The 18614-nt window shown below is 64.1% G+C and carries 23 protein-coding genes and 1 tRNA gene; 8 read left to right on the forward strand and 16 right to left on the reverse strand.

All coding sequences use genetic code 11. The features are described 5' to 3' along the window. Nucleotides 1-4 precede the first annotated feature (4 nt). From P6U28_RS03980 to P6U28_RS03990, 3 genes are all read left to right on the forward strand, one after another. Nucleotides 5-694 (forward strand): RNA polymerase sigma factor, encoded by a 690-nt coding sequence (locus P6U28_RS03980; protein WP_162500398.1) that lies wholly within the window; start codon nt 5-7, stop codon nt 692-694. Between the two features lie 90 nt (nt 695-784). Next, complete coding sequence (locus P6U28_RS03985) at nt 785-1318, forward strand: DUF4142 domain-containing protein (protein WP_122404767.1); 534 nt, start codon at nt 785-787, stop codon at nt 1316-1318. An 8-nt stretch (nt 1319-1326) separates the two neighbouring features. Continuing rightward, nucleotides 1327-1647, forward strand: a complete 321-nt coding sequence (locus P6U28_RS03990; RefSeq protein ID WP_122404766.1) for a cupredoxin family copper-binding protein — start codon at nt 1327-1329, stop codon at nt 1645-1647. 172 nt (nt 1648-1819) lie between these two features. Here the strand turns inward: P6U28_RS03990 and P6U28_RS03995 are convergent, their stop codons facing one another. The 5 genes from P6U28_RS03995 to P6U28_RS04015 form a co-directional block, all read right to left on the reverse strand. Continuing rightward, nucleotides 1820-2605, reverse strand: a complete 786-nt coding sequence (locus tag P6U28_RS03995; protein ID WP_407123198.1) for a toll/interleukin-1 receptor domain-containing protein — start codon at nt 2603-2605, stop codon at nt 1820-1822. A gap of 341 nt (nt 2606-2946) precedes the next feature. After that, nucleotides 2947-3213, reverse strand: a complete 267-nt coding sequence (locus tag P6U28_RS04000) for a hypothetical protein (protein WP_122404764.1) — start codon at nt 3211-3213, stop codon at nt 2947-2949. 192 nt (nt 3214-3405) lie between these two features. Next, nucleotides 3406-3783: a TIGR02301 family protein gene (locus P6U28_RS04005; protein ID WP_122404763.1), complete on the reverse strand. Its 378-nt coding sequence runs from the start codon at nt 3781-3783 to the stop codon at nt 3406-3408. A gap of 46 nt (nt 3784-3829) precedes the next feature. After that, a complete protein-coding gene (locus tag P6U28_RS04010) occupies nt 3830-4264 on the reverse strand; it encodes an NUDIX hydrolase (protein WP_407121803.1) in 435 nt (144 codons plus the stop codon). Nucleotides 4265-4273: 9 nt separating this feature from the next. Then, the gene (locus P6U28_RS04015) at nt 4274-4783 is read right to left on the reverse strand and encodes a hypothetical protein (RefSeq protein ID WP_122404761.1); all 510 of its coding nucleotides are present in this window, start codon (nt 4781-4783) and stop codon (nt 4274-4276) included. 63 nt (nt 4784-4846) lie between these two features. Here P6U28_RS04015 and P6U28_RS04020 point away from each other — a divergent pair, with 63 nt between their 5' ends. Then, complete coding sequence (locus P6U28_RS04020; protein WP_122404760.1) at nt 4847-5611, forward strand: SOS response-associated peptidase; 765 nt, start codon at nt 4847-4849, stop codon at nt 5609-5611. A gap of 64 nt (nt 5612-5675) precedes the next feature. Here the strand turns inward: P6U28_RS04020 and P6U28_RS04025 are convergent, their stop codons facing one another. After that, complete coding sequence (locus tag P6U28_RS04025) at nt 5676-6092, reverse strand: Tautomerase enzyme (protein WP_407121804.1); 417 nt, start codon at nt 6090-6092, stop codon at nt 5676-5678. A gap of 103 nt (nt 6093-6195) precedes the next feature. On the opposite strand from P6U28_RS04025, the gene P6U28_RS04030 reads away from it, so the two are divergent. Further along, nucleotides 6196-6756, forward strand: coding sequence for a TetR family transcriptional regulator (locus tag P6U28_RS04030; RefSeq protein ID WP_122404758.1), 561 nt, complete (start codon nt 6196-6198; stop codon nt 6754-6756). Between the two features lie 3 nt (nt 6757-6759). Here the strand turns inward: P6U28_RS04030 and P6U28_RS04035 are convergent, their stop codons facing one another. From P6U28_RS04035 to P6U28_RS04060, 6 genes are all read right to left on the reverse strand, one after another. Next, entirely contained in the window at nt 6760-7953 is a 1194-nt protein-coding gene (locus P6U28_RS04035) for a CaiB/BaiF CoA transferase family protein (RefSeq protein WP_407121805.1), read from the reverse strand. A 34-nt stretch (nt 7954-7987) separates the two neighbouring features. After that, complete coding sequence (locus P6U28_RS04040; RefSeq protein WP_407121806.1) at nt 7988-8917, reverse strand: glycine reductase; 930 nt, start codon at nt 8915-8917, stop codon at nt 7988-7990. A 171-nt stretch (nt 8918-9088) separates the two neighbouring features. Next, nucleotides 9089-9670 (reverse strand): NUDIX domain-containing protein, encoded by a 582-nt coding sequence (locus P6U28_RS04045; protein WP_407121807.1) that lies wholly within the window; start codon nt 9668-9670, stop codon nt 9089-9091. Between the two features lie 9 nt (nt 9671-9679). Next, nucleotides 9680-10123 carry a GNAT family acetyltransferase gene (locus tag P6U28_RS04050; protein ID WP_129146254.1) on the reverse strand — a complete coding sequence of 148 codons (444 nt, stop codon included), beginning with the start codon at nt 10121-10123 and terminating at the stop codon, nt 9680-9682. Further along, on the reverse strand, nt 10120-11547 hold the full coding sequence (locus P6U28_RS04055) for an FAD-binding oxidoreductase (protein ID WP_129146253.1): 1428 nt from the start codon (nt 11545-11547) through the stop codon (nt 10120-10122). The genes P6U28_RS04050 and P6U28_RS04055 overlap by 4 nt, the downstream gene beginning before the upstream one ends. Before the next feature lie 23 nt (nt 11548-11570). Continuing rightward, complete coding sequence (locus P6U28_RS04060; RefSeq protein ID WP_129146252.1) at nt 11571-12560, reverse strand: L-threonylcarbamoyladenylate synthase; 990 nt, start codon at nt 12558-12560, stop codon at nt 11571-11573. 68 nt (nt 12561-12628) lie between these two features. Here P6U28_RS04060 and P6U28_RS04065 point away from each other — a divergent pair. Then, a tRNA-Pro gene (locus P6U28_RS04065) sits at nt 12629-12705 on the forward strand. Between the two features lie 149 nt (nt 12706-12854). Here P6U28_RS04065 and P6U28_RS04070 read toward each other — a convergent pair. Next, a complete protein-coding gene (locus tag P6U28_RS04070; RefSeq protein ID WP_129146251.1) occupies nt 12855-13253 on the reverse strand; it encodes a hypothetical protein in 399 nt (132 codons plus the stop codon). A gap of 217 nt (nt 13254-13470) precedes the next feature. On the opposite strand from P6U28_RS04070, the gene P6U28_RS04075 reads away from it, so the two are divergent. Then, entirely contained in the window at nt 13471-14445 is a 975-nt protein-coding gene (locus P6U28_RS04075; RefSeq protein ID WP_407121808.1) for a tripartite tricarboxylate transporter substrate binding protein, read from the forward strand. Between the two features lie 26 nt (nt 14446-14471). Here the strand turns inward: P6U28_RS04075 and P6U28_RS04080 are convergent, their stop codons facing one another. After that, nucleotides 14472-14798, reverse strand: coding sequence for a hypothetical protein (locus tag P6U28_RS04080; protein WP_122404750.1), 327 nt, complete (start codon nt 14796-14798; stop codon nt 14472-14474). Between the two features lie 221 nt (nt 14799-15019). Next, nucleotides 15020-15244 carry a hypothetical protein gene (locus tag P6U28_RS04085; protein WP_122406816.1) on the reverse strand — a complete coding sequence of 75 codons (225 nt, stop codon included), beginning with the start codon at nt 15242-15244 and terminating at the stop codon, nt 15020-15022. A 254-nt stretch (nt 15245-15498) separates the two neighbouring features. On the opposite strand from P6U28_RS04085, the gene P6U28_RS04090 reads away from it, so the two are divergent. Then, complete coding sequence (locus P6U28_RS04090) at nt 15499-16470, forward strand: N-carbamoyl-D-amino-acid hydrolase (protein WP_407121809.1); 972 nt, start codon at nt 15499-15501, stop codon at nt 16468-16470. A gap of 837 nt (nt 16471-17307) precedes the next feature. Here P6U28_RS04090 and P6U28_RS04095 read toward each other — a convergent pair. Next, nucleotides 17308-18408: an IS4 family transposase gene (locus tag P6U28_RS04095; RefSeq protein WP_122401899.1), complete on the reverse strand. Its 1101-nt coding sequence runs from the start codon at nt 18406-18408 to the stop codon at nt 17308-17310. Nucleotides 18409-18614 lie beyond the last annotated feature (206 nt).

Consider the following 18614-nt stretch of genomic DNA (forward strand, 5'->3'; position numbering starts at 1 on the left):
CGCCATGCCAGGGACCGCAGCCGGCCTGTCGGCCGGCGCCAGGACTTCGGAAGCCGCGCTGGTCGACCGGGCGCGGCGCCGGGACGAGACCGCCTTGCGCGAGATCATGCAGGCCAATAACCGCAGGCTCTACCGCCTCGCGCGAGGCATCCTGCGCAGCGACAGCGAGGCCGAGGATGTGGTGCAGGAAACCTATGTCCGCGCATTCACGCATCTCGACGGCTTTCGCGGCGAGTCCGGACTGTCGACCTGGCTGTCGCGCATTGCCATCAACGAGGCACTTGGCCGGGCACGCAGCGCCAGACCGCATGTCGAGCTCGGCGCGGTGCCGGAACGGGCGCTCGAGGCGCAGATCATCAAATTCCCTGTTTCTCCTCCAGGCGATCCGGAAAGGACCATGGCCCAGCGTGAAATCCAGCGTGTGGTCGAACGCGCCATCGACGAATTGCCGGATGTCTTCCGCATGGTCTTCGTCGCCCGGGTCATGGAGGGGATGACGGTCGATGAGACCGCCGATCTGCTCGGTGTGAAGCCCGAAACTGTGAAGACGCGGCTGCACCGCGCTCGCACCATGCTGCGCGAGAACGTCGAGAAGGAGATCGGCCCGGTGGTTATGGATGCGTTCCCCTTCGCCGGGCGACGATGTGAGCACTTGACCGAGGCTGTGCTGAAGCGGCTCGGGTTCGGAGCCTGAAGTTTTCGGGAACGTTTGCGCGAAATGTCCATCCAACTCCTGTGAAGCAACGTGCCGGCCAAACGTCCGGCACCACAGGAGGATCAAGCCATGTTCATCCGATCGAGCGCGGCAATCGCCGCCGCCGTTCTGCTGTCGAGTCCCGTGCTGCCACAGGGCGCTCGTGCGGCCGATAAGCTCACCGATCCGCAGATCGCGCATATCGCCTACACCGCCGGCGTGATCGACATCAACGCGGCGAAGCAGGCGATGAAGAAAGCCAAGAACAAGGATGTGAAGGCGTTTGCCGAGGACATGGTGCGCGACCACGAGGCCGTGAACAAGCAGGCGCTCGCGCTGGTCAAGAAGCTGAACGTCACGCCTGAAGACAACGACACCAGCAAGGCGCTGTCGAAGCAGGCCAGCGAGAAGCTAGCCGAGCTCGACAAGCTGAGCGGCGCGGCCTTTGACAAGGCCTATGTCGCGAACGAAGTCGCCTACCACAAGACGGTCAACGGCGCCCTCGAAACCCAGCTCATTCCGTCCGCCAGCAATGCCGAGCTGAAGAACCTGCTGCAGACCGGCCTGAAGATCTTCCAGGGACATGAGCAGCACGCCGAACATGTCGCGGCCGAGCTGAAATAGGAGATGGGATGATGCCGGGACGTCTCGCTTCAACCGCGCTTGCAGTCGTCTTCCTGACGATGGTCGTCCCGGCAGACGCCGCGACCATAGAGATCACGATGGAGAATCTCGTGATCTCGCCGGCCGAAATATCGGCGAAGGTGGGCGATACCATTCAATGGGTCAACAAGGACGTCTTCGCTCATACCGCGACCGCGAGGAACGGCGATTTCGACGTGACGCTGCCGCCGAACAAATCGGCGGCGTCGGTTCTGAAGAAGGCTGGAACGGTCGAATATTACTGCCGCTATCATCCCAACATGAAAGCGATGCTCAAGGTCGAGCCTTGAGGAGGAAAGGAGCGCGTTCGCGATTGCAGCGGGAACATCTCCCGGTGATCGCGAGACCAATGCTTGTCCGGGTGATGCGCTAAAGCATGATCCGGAAAAGTGCGAAGCGGTTTTCCGGAAAGATCATGCGTAAACAACAAGCTAGAGCGCGATGACCAAATCTCATCGCGCTTTAGTTCAGCCGGATTTGCTTGAGCGCTGCGCGAACGCCGGGACTGTACGATCGGCTGCGATAGTAGTGCATCAAGGCTTCGTAGAGGCGCCAGGAGCCGGACCATTTTCCCGGTCCCTTGCCAATTCCGCTGGCCCATACTTCGACGTCGCCATAGAGCTGAATGTCATCGCACAGAAATGCTCTTTCCCGTGCCGTAGGCCGGGTCGATGCGCGCTTTGCGATCCATTTGTTGTCCCCGATCCCGTCATCCGGAATCTCGAATGCGACGCTTTTCGTTTCTTTGGGGACCTGCTCCAACCACATCTCCATACAGAGTTCAGGTGTTTTGCCCTTGGTCGCGCGGATGGGGTCGCCATTCTCCTCTTGAAATTTCGCCATAAGGACGGGGGCGGATGATGCGCGGTCTCGTCCGATGGCGCGTGATTGGTCTCTAAGTGCCTTCTTGATCTTCTCCGCGACCTTGTCGGGATTTTCGTGCTTCACGGCGTGAAATGATCGCAACGGAGTCGGAATTGCCGCGCCTTCCACGAGGATTGCAATGACCGGGATGCCGGCGCCCCTTGCAAGCGAATATTCGTAGGTGACCCATTCCGAACGTCTGCTGGCCTCGGTGACGAGAACGACGACACCACGGGAATCGCGAATACCGTCTTCAATGTCGTCAAACCATTTCGCGCCTGGGCTGATGCTGTGTTCATCCCGCCACACCGGCAATTTGTGGGCCTTCAGGCTGCGCTCAAGATCGCGAGCCAGGTCCTTGTCGTCCGAGGCATAAGACAGAATAGACGCTTGATCATGGACTCAGCTCGTCGGGAAAAAATTCGATGAAAAACTTATGGTAGCGTATGCAAGTCGGTTCAGCCAGAAAGAATGCATCGCTGAACGCGCTGTATCCACAACGGCCGAATTTCATTTCAACATGAAGGCGACGCTCAAGGATCGCACCGTGATGGAAGGGGAAATTCCTGATCGTATCAAGAACATTTCCCGCTCATTGCAAGACTAATGCTTGTCCGCGGGGAACGGCTTTCATGCGATAAATCGCTGCAGACTTCGCGACGACTTTCGCAAAGTCATTCATCCGCCAACTGGCCCCGCCCACGTGGCGGGGATTTTCGACAGACTTACTGCCTGGAGATGCCGACCGAGAATTCGCCGTTGCGAATGCGGCCGGGAAAGCCCTCGACGAACTTCGCCACCGCGTCCTCGCCATAGGTGCCGACGAGCTCGGCCAATGCCGCGAACAGGCTCGCCTGCGCCAGGCAATCACCGTCGATGCCGTCATGGCGAGCCTCGGCCCAGGCCTCGTTGAGATAGTTCAGGGCAGCCTTTTTCTGCTCGTGATCGGGCAGCGGCGCGCGGGCGGGGGCGTAGGAAATCGGCTGGCTCATGAAACTCGATCAGGGCTGGGGCGCGATCCACGGCGATGCGCTGTGCGAGAGGTGTAGCACGGTCGTTAACGACGGCTAGGCCACATCTTTAAGAACGGTTAACGGCTATGAACAAAATCGATGACAGGGTTCCCGCACTGCGTGATTCCGCGGCGTGCGCCGCGCGAACCCGGAATGACGAGTAGAGAGAGCTCAGTTCGCGTAGCGCGCCGTGAGATCCCGCGAGATCTTCGAGCCTTCCTCGATGTAGCGGCGGATCGCGACCGTCGCGGCCGGCGTGCAGCTGCGGTAGGTCTGCTGAAAACCGTTATAGCCGCGGTTGAAGCCGGCGATCATGCGGGTGCGGCGCTCCCCGGAGGGAGTTTCGGCATCGATCAGCGCCTGCATCTCGTTGCGCCATTTGTTGCCCTCATTGGTCCCGCAGATGCCGCGCAGATAGTGCAGCCCGCCCAGGATCTCGGCCAGCCGCTGCAAATCGGCGTCAAACGGCGCCGCCACGTCCTGGGCCCGGGCAGGCCCGGCGGCGCAGGCAACAATCAGGGCAAAAATGGCCAGAGGTCGCGTCGACATCGGCGGCTGTATGCCCCCTTGGGATGGCCGGCGCAAGGCGGGCCGGTCAGGCGCCAAGCAGCCGGTGAGCGGACTGGATAACCTCCTCCAGCCCCCCGGTCAGCTTGAGGTCGCAGAGACTGCCAAGAGCATCCGGCACGATCCAGCGGTAATCGTCGAGCTCGTCGTTCAAGGCCGGTTCCTTCGCCCTCCAGCGGGCGGCAAAAGACATGATCAGGTAATGCCCGGCGCCGGCTGCGGCCGGCAGCACTTCGCGCGAGCCGGCGAGGCCGATGATCTCGATCTCGAGCCCGGTTTCCTCGTCGACCTCGCGGCTCAGGGCCTGATGCAACGATTCGCCGAACTCGACCCGGCCGCCCGGAAGCGAATAGAATCCCTTGGCCGGCGAGCGGGCGCGGCGGACCAGCAGCACCTTGCCGTCGCGGAAGATGGCCGCGCTGACCGCAAGCTGGGGATGGGTGGGCTGGACGACCGCGGCCAATCTCGTCACCTATCCGGCCGAATTCGCCATGATGGTGTCGACGTCGGCTTCCGCCCCGCCATTGATGATGCCGCCGCAGGCCGCAATCAGAGGCTTGACCCAGAGTGCGGCCTGCTCGGCGAGGCGGACGCGGGTCGTGTCCTTCTCGACCTCGCGCATGGCCGAACCCACCGCGGTCAGGATCGAGGTCATGGTATCCGTAATGTGGTCGAACTGGGCCCGGACGTTGGGATCGGCCTTCTCATAGGCCTCGATGGCGAGGTCCCGCGCCTTGAAATTCGAGGCCGTGAAATGCTCGGCATAGGACAGCGGCGTCCAGGTCAGGAAGTCTTCGGCGCATTCGGGCATATCAGGGACCATTTCGAGCAGCATCACGGCTTCATTGAAATGGTTGAGATAGTCGGTGGCAAGCCCGGTCCGCGGGTTGATGTTGGCCACGCGCAGCCGTTCGGCCCAGGCCTCGGCCTCAGGGCCCGTCTGTACATGCGTGCGCGCGGGTTTGGAGGCCGTTGAGCTCATCTGCCGCAGTGTTAGCTTTTGGGGTTAAAAGGACCTGAACGGACCCTATATAGATACCCTGCGATGTGTGGACGCTTCGTCATAACTTCGGCCCCCGCGGCTTTGCGGCAACTGTTCGGCTATGTCGAGCAGCCGAACTTCCCGCCCCGATACAATGTCGCCCCGACAGAGCCGATTCCGGTCGTATTGGCCGAGAACGGGGCGCGCCATTTCCGCCTGATGCGTTGGGGCCTGCTGCCGGGCTGGGTCAAGGATCCCCGCGGCTTTACGCTCCTGATCAACGCCCGCTCCGAGACGGTGCTGGAGAAGCCCGCCTTCAAGAACGCGATTCGTCGCCGGCGCGGCCTGATTCCGGCCGACGGCTATTACGAGTGGAAGTCGGAGGGCGGCCGCAAGCAGGCCTTCTTCATCCACCGTGCTGACGGCGCGCCGCTCGGCTTTGCCGCTGTGTTCGAAACCTGGCTCGGGCCGAACGGCGAGGAGCTCGATACGGTCGCGATCGTCACGGCGGCGGCGGGCGAGGATCTCGCCGCGCTTCATGACCGCGTGCCCGTCACCATCAGCCCGCGCGATTTCGAGCGCTGGCTCGACGTCAGCGGCGACGAGGTCGATGCGATCCTGCCGCTGATGAGCGGCCCGCGTATCGGCGAATTCGCCTGGCACCCGGTCTCCAGCCGCGTCAACCGCGTCGCCAACGACGACGAGCAGCTGCTCTTGCCGATCAGCGCGGAGCAGATGGAGGCGGAGGCAGAGGCTGCCAAGCCCAAGAAGGTGGCGAGGAAAGTTGCTGCTGCGTCATCAGACGACGGGCAGGGGTCGTTGTTCTGAACAGCGATGCCGGTGGGCAATGGCGCGCAACATGCCGCGCCCACCGTCCGTGCAATTATTTGACTCAAGCCGCTGCGACGGCCGATCCGAGCGCTGCGTTGCTATAGGCCTCGCCTCCAATGCCCCAGCCGCCATCGACGGCGTAGCTGACATTTGCAAAAATGTGCTCGCGCTTGATGCGTCCCTCGGCGGCCTTCTCGAGGATGGTCGTGCCCTCGGAGATCCAGGCGTCCTTCAGCTCCTGCGTCGGCAGCACAAATGACGGCACCTTGAGCTCGAACACGGCGATGTCGGCGGGCTTGCCGCCGGAATAGGTGCGCCGCTTCGGCACTACGGTCACCTCGCCGATGACGTTCGGCGTCATGAAGCGGTTGCCGGTGAGGCCGTGCAAACGCAGCAGCAGCTCGGTCAGCTTGCCGAACGCCTCGGCTTCTGCGGCCGGCGTCAGCGCGCCTTCGGAAACGATGATCTGGATGGGCATAGAGAGGTCTCCCTTTGAACCGTAACATAACGGTCGTTATATAAAACATAACGATCGTTATCCTGTCAAGCGTAATATAACGATCGCTATCGAGAGGTGACCGATGGCACGACCGAAGAAGAGCGATGGTGACGCGCGCGCGCGGCTGGCGGATGCGGTCGGGCGCGGCTTCCGCACCGGTGGATTCGGCGGCGCCGGCGTGGACGCGCTCGCCAAGGGTGCGGGCCTCACGTCGGGGGCGTTCTACGCCCATTTCGAATCCAAGGCGGATGCGTTCCGGCTTGCGGTAGCGGACGGGCTCGCCTTCCTGCGCGGCGGTATCGCGCAATTTCAGGCGCAGCACGGCAGCGGCTGGCGCGATCCGTTCGTCGATTTCTATCTGGGTGAGCGGATGGAGGTCGGCCTCGATGAGGCCTGCGCACTCCCCAGCTTTTCCTCTGACGTTGCGCGCTCGGACGCCGCAACGCGCGCCGTCTATCAGGGAGAGCTGGAGCGTCTGGCGGACCTCGTCGCGCAGGGTTTTCGCGGCACGCATGCGCGGCAGCGGGCGATCGCGCTGCTTGCGATCCTGACAGGCGCGGCCGACATGGCGCGCGCGGTGAAGGATGACGCCGTCAGGCGCGAGATCCTCGCCGCCGCGAAGGTCGCGGCGAAGGCAATCTAGTCCTCAGACGATCTCGCGCGCCCGCAGCGCCGCAATTTCCGCCGCGTCAAATCCGAGCTCGCCCAGCACCGCATCCGTATCCGCGCCCAGCTCCGGCGCCATCCGGTCCAGCCTGCCGCCGCCATGGGCGAGTTTGAACCCGCTGCCGGCAAAGCGCAGGCGGCCGTATTGGGTGTCGAGCTCCTGGATCGCGCCGCGCGCCTTGATTTGCGGATGGTCGATGACCTCCTCGACCTTCCAGATGCTGGCGCAGGGCGCGCCGGCGTCTTCCAGAATCGTTTCCCATTCGCGTGCAGGCTTCTTCGCGAGCGCCTCCTCAATGATGGCGCGCAGCGCGCCCTCGTTCTCGTTACGCGAAAACCAGTCGGCAAAGCGCGGGTCGTTCAGCGTGTCCTCGCGGCCGAGCGCGGACATCAGCGCGCGGTACTGCTTCTCGTTGTTGACCGCGAGCAGGATGTGGCCGTCGCCGGCCTTGAACAGGTTCGCGGTGATCTTGCGGCTCACCGCTTGATTGCCGGAAAGCTGCTGACGATGGCCGGCAACCGACCAGTCCGCGATCTGGCCCGAGAGAAATGCCAGCGTCGCCTCCAGCATCGAGACGTCGATGAGCTGCCCCTTGCCGGTGTGGTCGCGCTGGTAGAGCGCGCTCGACACGCCGAACGCCGCCGTGGCGCCCGAAAGCACGTCGCAGACCGCAAAGCCCGCGCGGGTCGGCCCGGTCTCGGGATGGCCGGTGATGGCCATGATGCCCGACAGCGCCTGCATCTTGCCGTCGTAGCCGGGCCGCAGGCGGTCCGGACCGGTCTGGCCGAAGCCGGAGACCGCGCAATAGATCAGCTTTGGATTGATCGCCGACAGTGCCTCGTAGCCGATGCCGAGCTTGTCCATCACGCCCGGGCGAAAATTTTCCATGACGACGTCGACCTGGCTCGCGAGCTTCTTCACGACCGCGATCGCCTCCGGCTTCTGCAAATCGAGCGTCAGGCTGCGCTTGTTGCCGTTGATGGCCTGGAACGCCGGTGCCAGCCCGCGCTCGGCCCATTCGCGAGAGAGCGGCGTGCGGCGCATGTCCTCGCCCTCGCGCCGCTCGACCTTGATGACGTCTGCACCCAAGAGCGCGAGCTGATAGCTAGCATAGGGGCCGGCCAGCACTTGCGTGAAGTCCAGGATCTTCACGCCCTCGAACGGTCGCGTCACCTCGCTCTCCCTCGATTATTGTTGTTGGACGACGTCAGGCGGCGCGGTTGCCGCGCGCGATCTCCTTCTGCTTGTCGAATTCGGCGCGGCGGCGCGCCAGCTCCTCGGGCGAGAGCTGCGCGACGTTGTTGTAGTCGAGCTTCCAGGAGGCGTCCTCGCTCCAGCGCAGCGGCGATTGCATCGTGGTCTGCGGGCCGCTCGCGCTCTCCAGCAGTCCCAGCGCGAGCTCGAGCGTCTGCGCCTGCGAGGCGACGTCGTGCGGCTTGCCGGCGGAATTGCCGAGCGGGAAGTCGCTGAACAGGAAGCGCGGTACCGCCGCGTGCTCGATGATGTCCTTGGCGCAGCCCATGATCACGGTCGCAATGCCGTTGCGCTCCAGATGCCGCGCCACCAGTGCCGTGGTCTGGTGGCAGACCGGGCAGTTCGGCACCAGCACCGCGACGTCGACCTTGTCGGCCAGGCAGCGCGACAGAATCTCCGGCGCATCGGTGTCGAGCGTGACGCGATGGCTGCGGTTGGTCGGCGCGCCGAAGAAGCGCGGCGCGACTTCGCCGATGCGGCCTGCTGCGGATGCTTTCAAAAGCTGCGGCAGCGGAAACCAGGTCCCGCTGTCGGTCGCCGACGTGTGCTTGCGGTCGTAGCCGATGTGGGAGATGCGCAGGTCGTGCTGCCTGGACGTGTCGCCGTCATAGACCTGATAGAACTTCGCGCTGCCATTATACGCCGCGCCCGGCCCCTGGTCGCCCTTGGCCGGATCGTAAGGCGCGGCCGTCGTGATGATGGTGACACGTGACTTGGCCAGCGGCTTCTTCAGGGGCTGGAACGGCGCCTCCGTGTAATGCGCCCAGCGATATGGCGTGGTGTAGCCGATCGCTGCGTAATAGTCGCGGGTGCGCTGCATGTAGGGAACGGGGGAGTCGTGGTCGGGCGCAAAGCCGAATTCGTCGTCGCGCGGAGCGGACATGGCGCGTCTCCTGGTTCTTGGTTGGCGCCAGACTAGAGGTAGTTTTGGCGTTGCTCAACGGGGGGCGAGCTGACGCAGGACAGAATTGCAGATGAAGTTGGTCGGCATCGGTATGGTTGACCCTCTCCCACGAGGGCAGAAGGGTCTGCACCTTGCGTGCGAATAGGTCCCTTACCTGAACACATGCAGCGCCACGTATTGCAGCAGCATGATCGCCTTGGCGTCGATGATGCGGCCGTCGGCGATCATCGCCAGTGCCTCGTCGATGGGAAGCTCCAGCACCTCGATGTCCTCGCCTTCGTGCTCGAGGCCGCCGCCGCTGCTCACCCGCATCTCAGGCTCGTATTCGGCGACGAAGAAATGCAGCTTCTCGGTGTTGGCGCCCGGGCTCATGAACGCCTCGAACACCTTGTGGACGTGATGCAGGCGATAGCCGGTTTCCTCCTCGGCCTCGGCGCGGATGCGCTCCTCGGGCGAGGCATTGTCCAGCACGCCGGCGGCCGCTTCGATCAAGAGATCGTCGTAGCCGCGGATGAACGCCGGCAGGCGGAACTGGCGCACCAGGATCACCGTGCGCCGGGCAAGATTGTAGGGCAGCACGGCTGCGGCGTTGTCGCGCTCATAGGTCTCGCGGTGCTGCGTCTGCCACTCGCCATTGGCGCGGCGGTAGTCGAACGTCGTCTCCTTCAGGGGCGTCCAATTGTCGGAGAGCACGCGGACGTCCCTGATGCGGACGCGGTCGGAAATGGTCATGGCTCGATCTCAGTTGCTTGGCGTGGTCGCGCGGCCGTCGAGCCACTTCTGGAACATCACGGACGTCGATAGCTCGAAGCCCAGCGAGCCATAGAACGCATTGGCCTCTGCATTCTCGCGCCGGACGAGGAGCTGCAGCTTCGGAATGCCGGCGCTCCGCAGCCAGTCCTCCGCCGCCGCCATGATGGCGCGACCGAAGCCGCGCTTCTGACAACCGGGATCGACCGCGACGTAATAGACCCAGCCGCGATGGCCGTCATGGCCGACCATGACGGTGGCGACGATCGCGCCGTTGTCGCGGCCGACCAGCACGGTGGAATTGTCGCGCCGCCGCGCCAGCGCGATGTCGGCATGCGGGTCGTTCCAGGGCCGCGTCAGGCCGCAGCGCTGCCACAGCGCGACGACGCCCTCGACGTCGGCATCTCTGATGGCGTCAATCGCAGGCGCGGTCACAGCACCTTCCCCGGATTCATGATTCCCAGCGGATCGAGCATCGTCTTGATCGACCGCATCAGCTCGATCGCGGTCTTGTCCTTCACCTCGGGAAGCTCGTCGCGCTTGAGCACGCCGATGCCGTGCTCGGCCGAGATCGAGCCGCCCATGCGCAGCACGATCTCGAACACGACCGCGTTCATCTCGTGCCAGCGCGCCAGAAAATCCGCGGTGTCGGCGCCGATCGGCTGGCTGACATTGTAGTGCAGATTGCCGTCGCCGAGATGGCCGAACGGCACCGGCCGTGCGCCCGGGATCAGCTTCACCACCGCGGCATCGGCCTCGGCGATGAAGGCAGGCACCGCAGCGACGGGCACGGAGATGTCGTGCTTGATCGAGCCGCCTTCCGGTTTCTGCGCCGCCGACATCTCGTCGCGCAGCTTCCAGAACGCGCCGCGCTGGGCGAGGCTCGCCGCGATCACGGCGTCGTCGACGATCTCCTCCTCCATGGCGCGGGCGAGGATCGTCTCCAGCGGCGTGCGGGCATCCTCGCTGGGTGAGGACAATTCCATCAGCACGTACCAGGGATGCTTCTGTGCGAGCGGGTCGCGCACGTCGATGCCGTGACGGATCGAGAAGTCGACCGCCATCTCCGACAGCAGCTCGAAGCTCGTCAGCGCATTGGCGGCTTCGCCCTGCGCGATCGTGAGCAGCTTGAGCGCCGCTGCCGGCGACTTCAGCCCGACGAAGGCCGTCTCGATCGCCCGCGGCTTGGGAAACAGTTTCAGCGTTGCCGCGGTGATGATGCCGAGCGTGCCTTCTGCGCCGATGAAGAGGTTGTGCAGGTTGTAGCCGGTGTTGTCCTTCTTCAGCTTCGACAGCGCGTTCAGCACACGCCCGTCGGCGAGCACGACCTCGAGCCCCAGCGCCATCTCGCGCGCGACGCCATAGGCGAGCGCGGCGGTGCCGCCGGCATTGGTCGAGAGATTGCCGCCGATGGTGCAGCTGCCTTCCGCGCCCAGCGACAGCGGAAACAGCCGGTCCACCTCCGCCGCCTTCGTTTGCGCGACCTGCAGCACCACGCCGGCCTCGCAGGTCATGGTGTTGGAGGCGGTGTCGACCTCGCGGATCTTGTCGAGCCGGCGCAGCGACACCACCACCTCGCCATTGTGCGGCGTCTGCCCGCCGACGAGCCCGGTGTTGCCGCCCTGCGGCACCAGGGCGATGTTGTGCGCCGAGGCGAGCTTGCAGATCGCGGAGACTTCCGCGGTCGAGCCCGGGCGCAGCACCAGCGGCGAGCGGCCGTGGAACAGGTTGCGCTCCTCGGTGACGTAGGGCTCGATATCGGTCGCATCGGTGATCGCATGGCGCTCGCCGACGATCTTGCGGAATTGGTCGATCAGCTCGGGCGCAAGCGGCGGGGCGGCGGACTTATTGACGTTCATTCTCGTATCTCTTCTCAAGCTTCTTATCGGGCAACTGCCGCCCGGCGCAGCCGGTCGTTGATCGCTTCGCCAAGTCCTTCTTCGGGGATCGCCATCACCGCGATCGCCCGCGGCGCTCTCGCATCGAGGCTGCGAAGATAACCGAACAGATTGGCCGCGGCTTCATCGAGATCACCGGTGGGCGACAAATTCATGACGGCCGCGGCAGCATCAATGCCGGGCAGGCGCGACGGCCCGAACGCCAGCAGCGCCTCGTCCGGCGCGACATCATGCGCATTGAGCCGCACATTGGCGCGCGGCGCGTAATGCGAGGCCAGCATGCCCGGCGCAAGCGGCTGGCTGTCGTCGCTTTCGGCTTCCATAGCGGGTCGCGCGAGTGGGGCGCCCAGCACCGCCTCGATCCGCTCGCGCGACAGTCCGCCGGGACGGAGCAGCATCGGCATCTCGAAGCAGCCGACGATGGTCGATTCGACGCCGACCTCGACCGGCCCGCCATCGACGATCAGGTCGATCCGCCCCGCAAGGTCGCTCTCGACATGGCCGGCCAGCGTCGGCGAGACGTGGCCGGAGATGTTGGCGGACGGCGCCACCACCGCCCCGCCAAAGGCGCGCAGGATCGCCTGCGCCACCGGATGGGCGGGAATGCGGATCGCGACCGTGTCGAGGCCGGCGGTGGCGAGATCCGCCACCGGGCAGTCCTCGGTCTTCGGCACCACCAGCGTCAGCGGCCCCGGCCAGAACGCCTCTGCAAGCTTCAACGCGCGCGCGTCGAAGCGCCCGATCCGCCGCGCGGCCGCGATATCAGCGACATGCGCGATCAGCGGATTGAACGCCGGCCGGCCCTTGGCGGCGTAGAGATGGGCGATCGCCGCAGCGTTGGCCGCATCCGCCCCAAGCCCGTAGACCGTCTCGGTCGGAAACGCGACCAGCCCGCCGGCCGCCAGGGTCCGGGCGGCGGCTTCCGCGCCGGCCTCGCCGGCCGGCAAAATCAGCGTTTCAAGACACGTTTTCACAGGGATAAAATTCCTCATCTCGGCCGCTTGCAGTGCGTCAAACCCGACGCTATAAGCCGCCTTCTTGTCGGAGTGTGGCTCAGCCCGGTAGAGCACTGCGTTCGGGACGCAGGGGTCGCAGGTTCGAATCCTGCCACTCCGACCATTCTTCCAAAAGTCGACGTTCTCCTGAAGGCTTGGCGGACCGGTCGCCGGCGCCTCGGGAGCGCCTTTTTTGCAACGATTTTCGGGGCGGGTCCACGGCCGATTTGGCCCTCGCAGGGCGGCTTGTTGCGGTGGCATGGCTTGCCAGCTTCAGGATGACCCGGCCGCTCGGGGCTCGAACGAGACCGCGACCCGCCTGGCCTTGATCCGGCCGTGCACCCCATAGCTGGATTCGAAGCTCAGTATTGTGCCGTCGGGATCGATTTCGATGCCGAGCGAGAAGATGATTCCCGCTTCCGTGAAGTCGAACAGCTGGACCTCGATCGGCTCGAAGATCGTGAAGGTGACGTCCACATGCTTGGTCAGCACGAAATAGCCGCGTGCATCGACCTTCGGGGTCATCTGGAAGGCGTGGGCGACCAGCCGGCTTGGTGCGCCCTGGCGAAGCTCCAGCTCCCGCAACGTCGCATCGTGGAATGAAGGTACGCCCTCGCACCAGGCACACAGCGCTGCGCCACCTTCCAGATCGCCAATGTTTGCCTTCGCCATGGAACATCTCTCGCACGCAAATGTGTCGCGCAAGCTATCGGGAATTCGACGACGGAGCATCTGCGTGCAGGCTTGACCGCCGAAGCCCCTGCGCGCGATCAAATCGCTTCGTTCGGCAACCAGTTGCCATTCGGTCGGGCCGGCGGCTAGATGAGCGCATAGTCGGTCGCGCGTTCGAGAGCGTGATTCGCCGAGAAGGAGAACAGGGTTGGAAACCATGAACAAGACTATCGTCGCGCTCGTTGCAACGTTTGGTTTTGCTGCTTGCGGCCCGGCATGGGCCGCGTGGCCAGACGAGAAGCCGATCGAAGTCGTCGTCGGCTTCGCGCCCGGCGGCGGCACCGATGTCATGGCCCGCAAGCTTCTTCCCTTTGTCGAGCGCGCGCTGGGCGGCAAGGCGAAGTTTGTCGTCCTGAACAAGCCCGGCGCCGGTGGGGAGATCGCGTTTGCCGCGATTGCGCGCGCAGCGCCCGACGCTTATTCCATCGGCGTCGTCAACGTGCCGGGCTACAACTTCCTGCCGATGACCCGCAAAACCCAATACACCACGGATGAAATCCGGCTGGTCGCACGGGTCGTCGAGGATCCGAACGTCGTCGTGGTGCCTGCGGACAGCCGATTCAAGAATCTGCCGGATGTCGTTGTGGCATTGCGCAGCAAGCCCGGCTCGGTGACCTTTGGTCACAACGGCGCCGGCACCAACGGTCATCTGGCCATTCGCATGCTCGCTTCCGTCGCGAAGGTCGAGCCCAACGAGATCTCCTACCGAGGAACGGCGGCGCAGCGGACTGACCTCTTGGGCGGGCATCTGGATGTCGGGATGGTCACTCTCAGCGAGATTCCCGAACTGCATGGCGCCAACAAGGGGCCGCTTCGCGTCATCGCGATCCTGTCGAAAAAGCGCTTTCCATCGCTGCCCGACGTTCCGACGGCAGAGGAGGTGGGCTTTCCAGTGGTGACGACGGCCGAGCGTGGCTTCGCGGTCCCCAAGGGCGTTCCGGACGACCTCGTCAAGAAGCTGGAAGCCGGGATCGCCGAAGGCCTGCGCAATCCAGAGTACCTGACGGGTTCTCCGGGGGATGAGCCGGTGATCGCCTTCCTGCCTGGTGCAGAGTGGCAGAAGCGCCTCGACGAGATGTCGGAGGCCCTGCGTCCGTTCGCCGACCAGATGCGGGCAAGCGAACAGAAGTAGTGCTGTTGCAAGCGGCTCTGGCGCGCCTACCTTCGCGCCACCAGCGCCCCCACCAGAAACGCCACCAGCAGCGAGGGCAGCGGGGCTTCGCGCACCATGCCGCGGACGATGTCTTGCCAGTGCTGCTCCGGCACCAGTCTTGGCGATCGCACGTGGGGCGCCGGCTCGATGCCCCAGCTTGAGGCAAGCTCGGCGATCTCGCTTTGCGCGAGGCGCACGCCGTCACGGACGCGGAAGACGGCGGCGTCCGTTCGTTTGCGCGGCGCGAGCCGCATCAAGGTCTCGACGGCCGTGCGCAGCGTCATCTCGCCGTAGCCTTGCAGCCGCACCGACTCCTCGGGGTCGGATGTCATGCGAAATCCCTCACAGCGCCAAATTCTTCATAACGCAAAGTGGCGCGCGATGGTGAAGACCGCCGCCGCGCATAGGACCAGCGTGGATACCGCGCCGGCCACGCCACGCGCGAGATGGGCTCGCGTCAGGTGCCTGCTCATGATCTTGCTCCATGCTCTGCATGAAAATGGCCGCCGTGGAGCTTGGTTCCTTGCGCGCGATCCGAATCAGCGGGCGCCGGCTACTTCCGCAGCAGCTCGCTCAAGGCTGCTGTCGCCTCGGCGCAGCGGATGTCGTCGATCTCGCGCGACAGGCTCAGCACGCTCGCCCTCAGCTCTTCGAGCTTCCAGCTGTCAGGATGCTGGTTTTCGAGCTGACCCAGCCGCTTGTTCAGATCGTCCAGTCTCGATTGAAGCTGCCCGATGCTGGCGGCCCCATTCACTTTCCAAACACGTTGTGCACGCATCGTCATTCCCCTGGTAGTCTCACGGCCTTGTGAGAGCGGTTCGTGGCCGGAATGGGAGTTTGTTTTGTCCGGCTTCAGACTGTGTGGAACCGTTGCAGATCGGCAACGAAGTTCCGGTATTGTCGGCGAGCCGTCGCACGATGGTCCCGCCAGGCATGGGATTTGATTGCGCCATCGGCGGAAGACCGAGGCGGCTGCGCGCGGTGGCTGGGTAGCTCCAGGTCCGACGCAATCAGAAACGTAAGGAATGAGTCGTGACGAGGTTTGTGACCATCGCAGCCGGCCAGCTAGGCCCGATTGCGAGGAGCGAGACCAGGACCGCGGTCGTGGCGAGGCTGATGGCGTTGATGCGCGAGGCGCGCGCTTGCGGCTGCGACCTGATCGTCTATCCCGAGCTGGCGCTGACCACGTTCTTTCCGCGCTGGTTCTTCGAGGACCAGGCCGAGATCGACAGCTTTTTCGAGCGCGAGATGCCGGGCCCCGAGACGCAGCCGCTGTTCGATCTCGCGCGCGAACTCGGGATCGGCTTTTGCCTTGGCTATGCCGAGCTCGCCGTCGAGGCCGGAATCGTCAGGCGCTACAACACGTCCATTCTCGTCGACAAGAGCGGCGCGATCGTCCTGAAGTATCGCAAGGTCCATCTGCCCGGTCATGCCGAGCACGAGCCGTGGCGCGAATTCCAGCATCTGGAAAAGCGCTACTTCGAGCCGGGCAGCGGCTTTGGCGTGGTCGATGCCTTCGGTGGCGTCATGGGCATGGCGATCTGCAACGACCGCCGCTGGAGCGAGACCTATCGGGTGATGGGCCTGCAGGGCGTCGAGATGGTGCTGATCGGCTACAACACGCCGGTGCACAATCCGCCCGCGCCCGAGCATGACGATCTCTCGCTGTTTCACAATCGTCTGGTGATGCAGGCCGGCGCCTATCAGAACGGCACGTTCGTCGTCGGGGTCGCCAAGGCCGGCCGCGAGGAGGGCGTCGATCAGATCGGCGGCAGCTGCATCATCGCGCCCTCGGGCGAGATCATCGCGGCCTGCACCACCAAGGGCGACGAGATCGCGCTGGCGCGCTGCGACCTCGATCTCTGCAATTCCTACAAGCGCACCACCTTCAATTTCGACGTCCACCGCCAGCCGCGGGCTTACGGGATGATCGTCGAGCGGAAAGGCGTGACGACGATGGCGGATGGGACGCCGGTGCTGTCGAAGGGGTTGATGCTCCCGTAGCCGGGAATGGAGCGGAAAGCGAAATCCGGGGCCGCTCGCGGCATCTTGCACTTCCCGGATTGCGCTGCGCTCGGTCCGGGCCTGTTTCGCTTCTCTGTCAACCCCCCGGCGCGAAAATATTCCACTTTACCGAAATTCGGATTTGTCGTATGTGTCGCGCATCCCGGCTCATTCTCGAGGGGCGATCATGAGGTCGTCATTGTCGCGAGCCGGGCTTGCGGTGGACGCAGCAGCGTCGTGTACGAGATGTCAAGGGCAGGGCGGATTGCTCTCCGTGAGCCCGAGGCTTCGTGCGGACGAGCGGCGCTGTCGGGTTGGTCTCGTCATACTTCGATGGCAACGTGCACAACGCCATCGGACCCTGTGGCGAACAAGCGAACCGTGCGTACGGCAAAACCGTGTGGTCCTGGCCGTCGTTGCTACGGTCAAGCGCTTGCGGATGCGGCAGTCGCGTCAACCGGCGCGATGGCCGGTGAATTCCGCGAGCGCGAGGGAGGCCAGAAGGAATTCGGCTCCCAGGAGAGCGCGGCATAAGCCGTCCGACCATCGCGCAGGGAAGGCCGAGTGATTGGCACCACCTGTATGCTGCTGTGCGGTCTCCTTTGCGCGATCCTTTCGTGCAGCAGACCGCGGGTGCGAGGTCAGCACCCGGTCTTCCCCATAGGCGTTAAGGTAGCGCGAGCATCGATTGATACGGACGTTTTCGAGGAGGCTCGCGCAGGTGCCGCCCAAGCGCTCGCTTTCTGCGGCGAAAGCAACGGATGGTTGGTTGTGGAATGATCGCTTGTAGCAAGGATGCAACGAGTTGTTGCAAAACACGCCAAGCGCCAGGTGCCGTCAGGCGGCCTGCGTCCAGCGGGGAGAGTCCTCGAAGTCGCGGGCAAGCGGCTCGAGCAGCAGGATGATCAAGAGGTGTGCCAGCAAGTAGGGCTTGGCGGAGCGCGGATCGGTTCCAGGTGGCGTCTTGAGACCAATCAGACTCTTCAGTCGCTTGAAGCCAAGTTCGATGCGCCATCGCAGTCGATAGAGCGCGAGTACATCCTTGGTGGAGAACTCGTCCCGCGCGAGCGACGTGACCAGAATGACCCAATCCGCGGCTTCCAGAGTTTCTTTGGAGATGACGCGGTTTTCGTCTTGTGCGTCGCGCCGGGCTTTACGGCGCGAAGCCGCGACTGCACCGGCGGGCTTCTTGACTGCGACCAGACGCATAGCCAGAGGCGCACCGTCCTTGCGTTTGATCCAAATCCTCCGATCGATCAGTCCGTGCGCCTTCGCCGCACGCAATTGGGCCATCAGATCGAACGGAAGGCCTTTGGCATCAAGCCAACGTGCGTTCTTCCAGCCCGCTCGGATCAAAACGTCTGCCCCGGCGTCGCGCACAGCGGCGATGCGGTCAGGTTGTAGATAAGCGCGGTCAGCAATGCGGATCTCGTTCTTGACCACCGGTATCCGGTCAAACGTTTCGCCTTCTTGCTGATCTGTCAGCTCGAAGTGACCAAAGCGCTCATATGGCAGATCGAATGCACTATGAACGCGCCAAAGCTCACTGTTCCTGCGCGCAGCCGGTCCTGCCTGAGGCACTGTCGTCGCATCGATAATGCGGATCAGGCGGCCTCGGCTCGCTTTCGGGGCTGCCGCAGCGAGCAAGCCCTCCACCAGCACTGCAAACCAATCGCCACATTGACGCAGGCGATAGAACAACGCCACGCTGCTGAGGTCGGCAAGGCCAACAGAAGCCGCCCACGCGGCTGTCGATCTCAACCCTCTTTCACCCAGACAATAGGCCAGCATCAGCCGAAGTAACGACACCGCATCTGGAATTTGGCGCCGCCGCACGAAAGCCTTCGTCTGGCGCGCACTTATTTCAAGCTGCGCAGCCCCGCCGAGCTGCGTAACCACTCTCGTCCAGTCCTCGTTCAGAAGCGATTCGTCTGCCATCCCGCCTTGGAATCACGTGTGATTCCAACACTCAAGAACAAACTTAACGCCTATGCGGTCTTCCCTGCGTCTCTTGGCTTTCAGAGGGTGGAGCGACGAAGCAAAGCTCGGGCGAGTTGCGCCGCGAGGACGCAAAGGCATGTCTGCAGCCACGCATTTGCCGTCATCGCCCGCGAAGGCGGGCGATCCAGTACGCCGAGACGGCA

It is taken from the genome of Bradyrhizobium sp. STM 3561 (assembly GCF_045571455.1).
Taxonomy (GTDB): domain Bacteria; phylum Pseudomonadota; class Alphaproteobacteria; order Rhizobiales; family Xanthobacteraceae; genus Bradyrhizobium; species Bradyrhizobium vignae.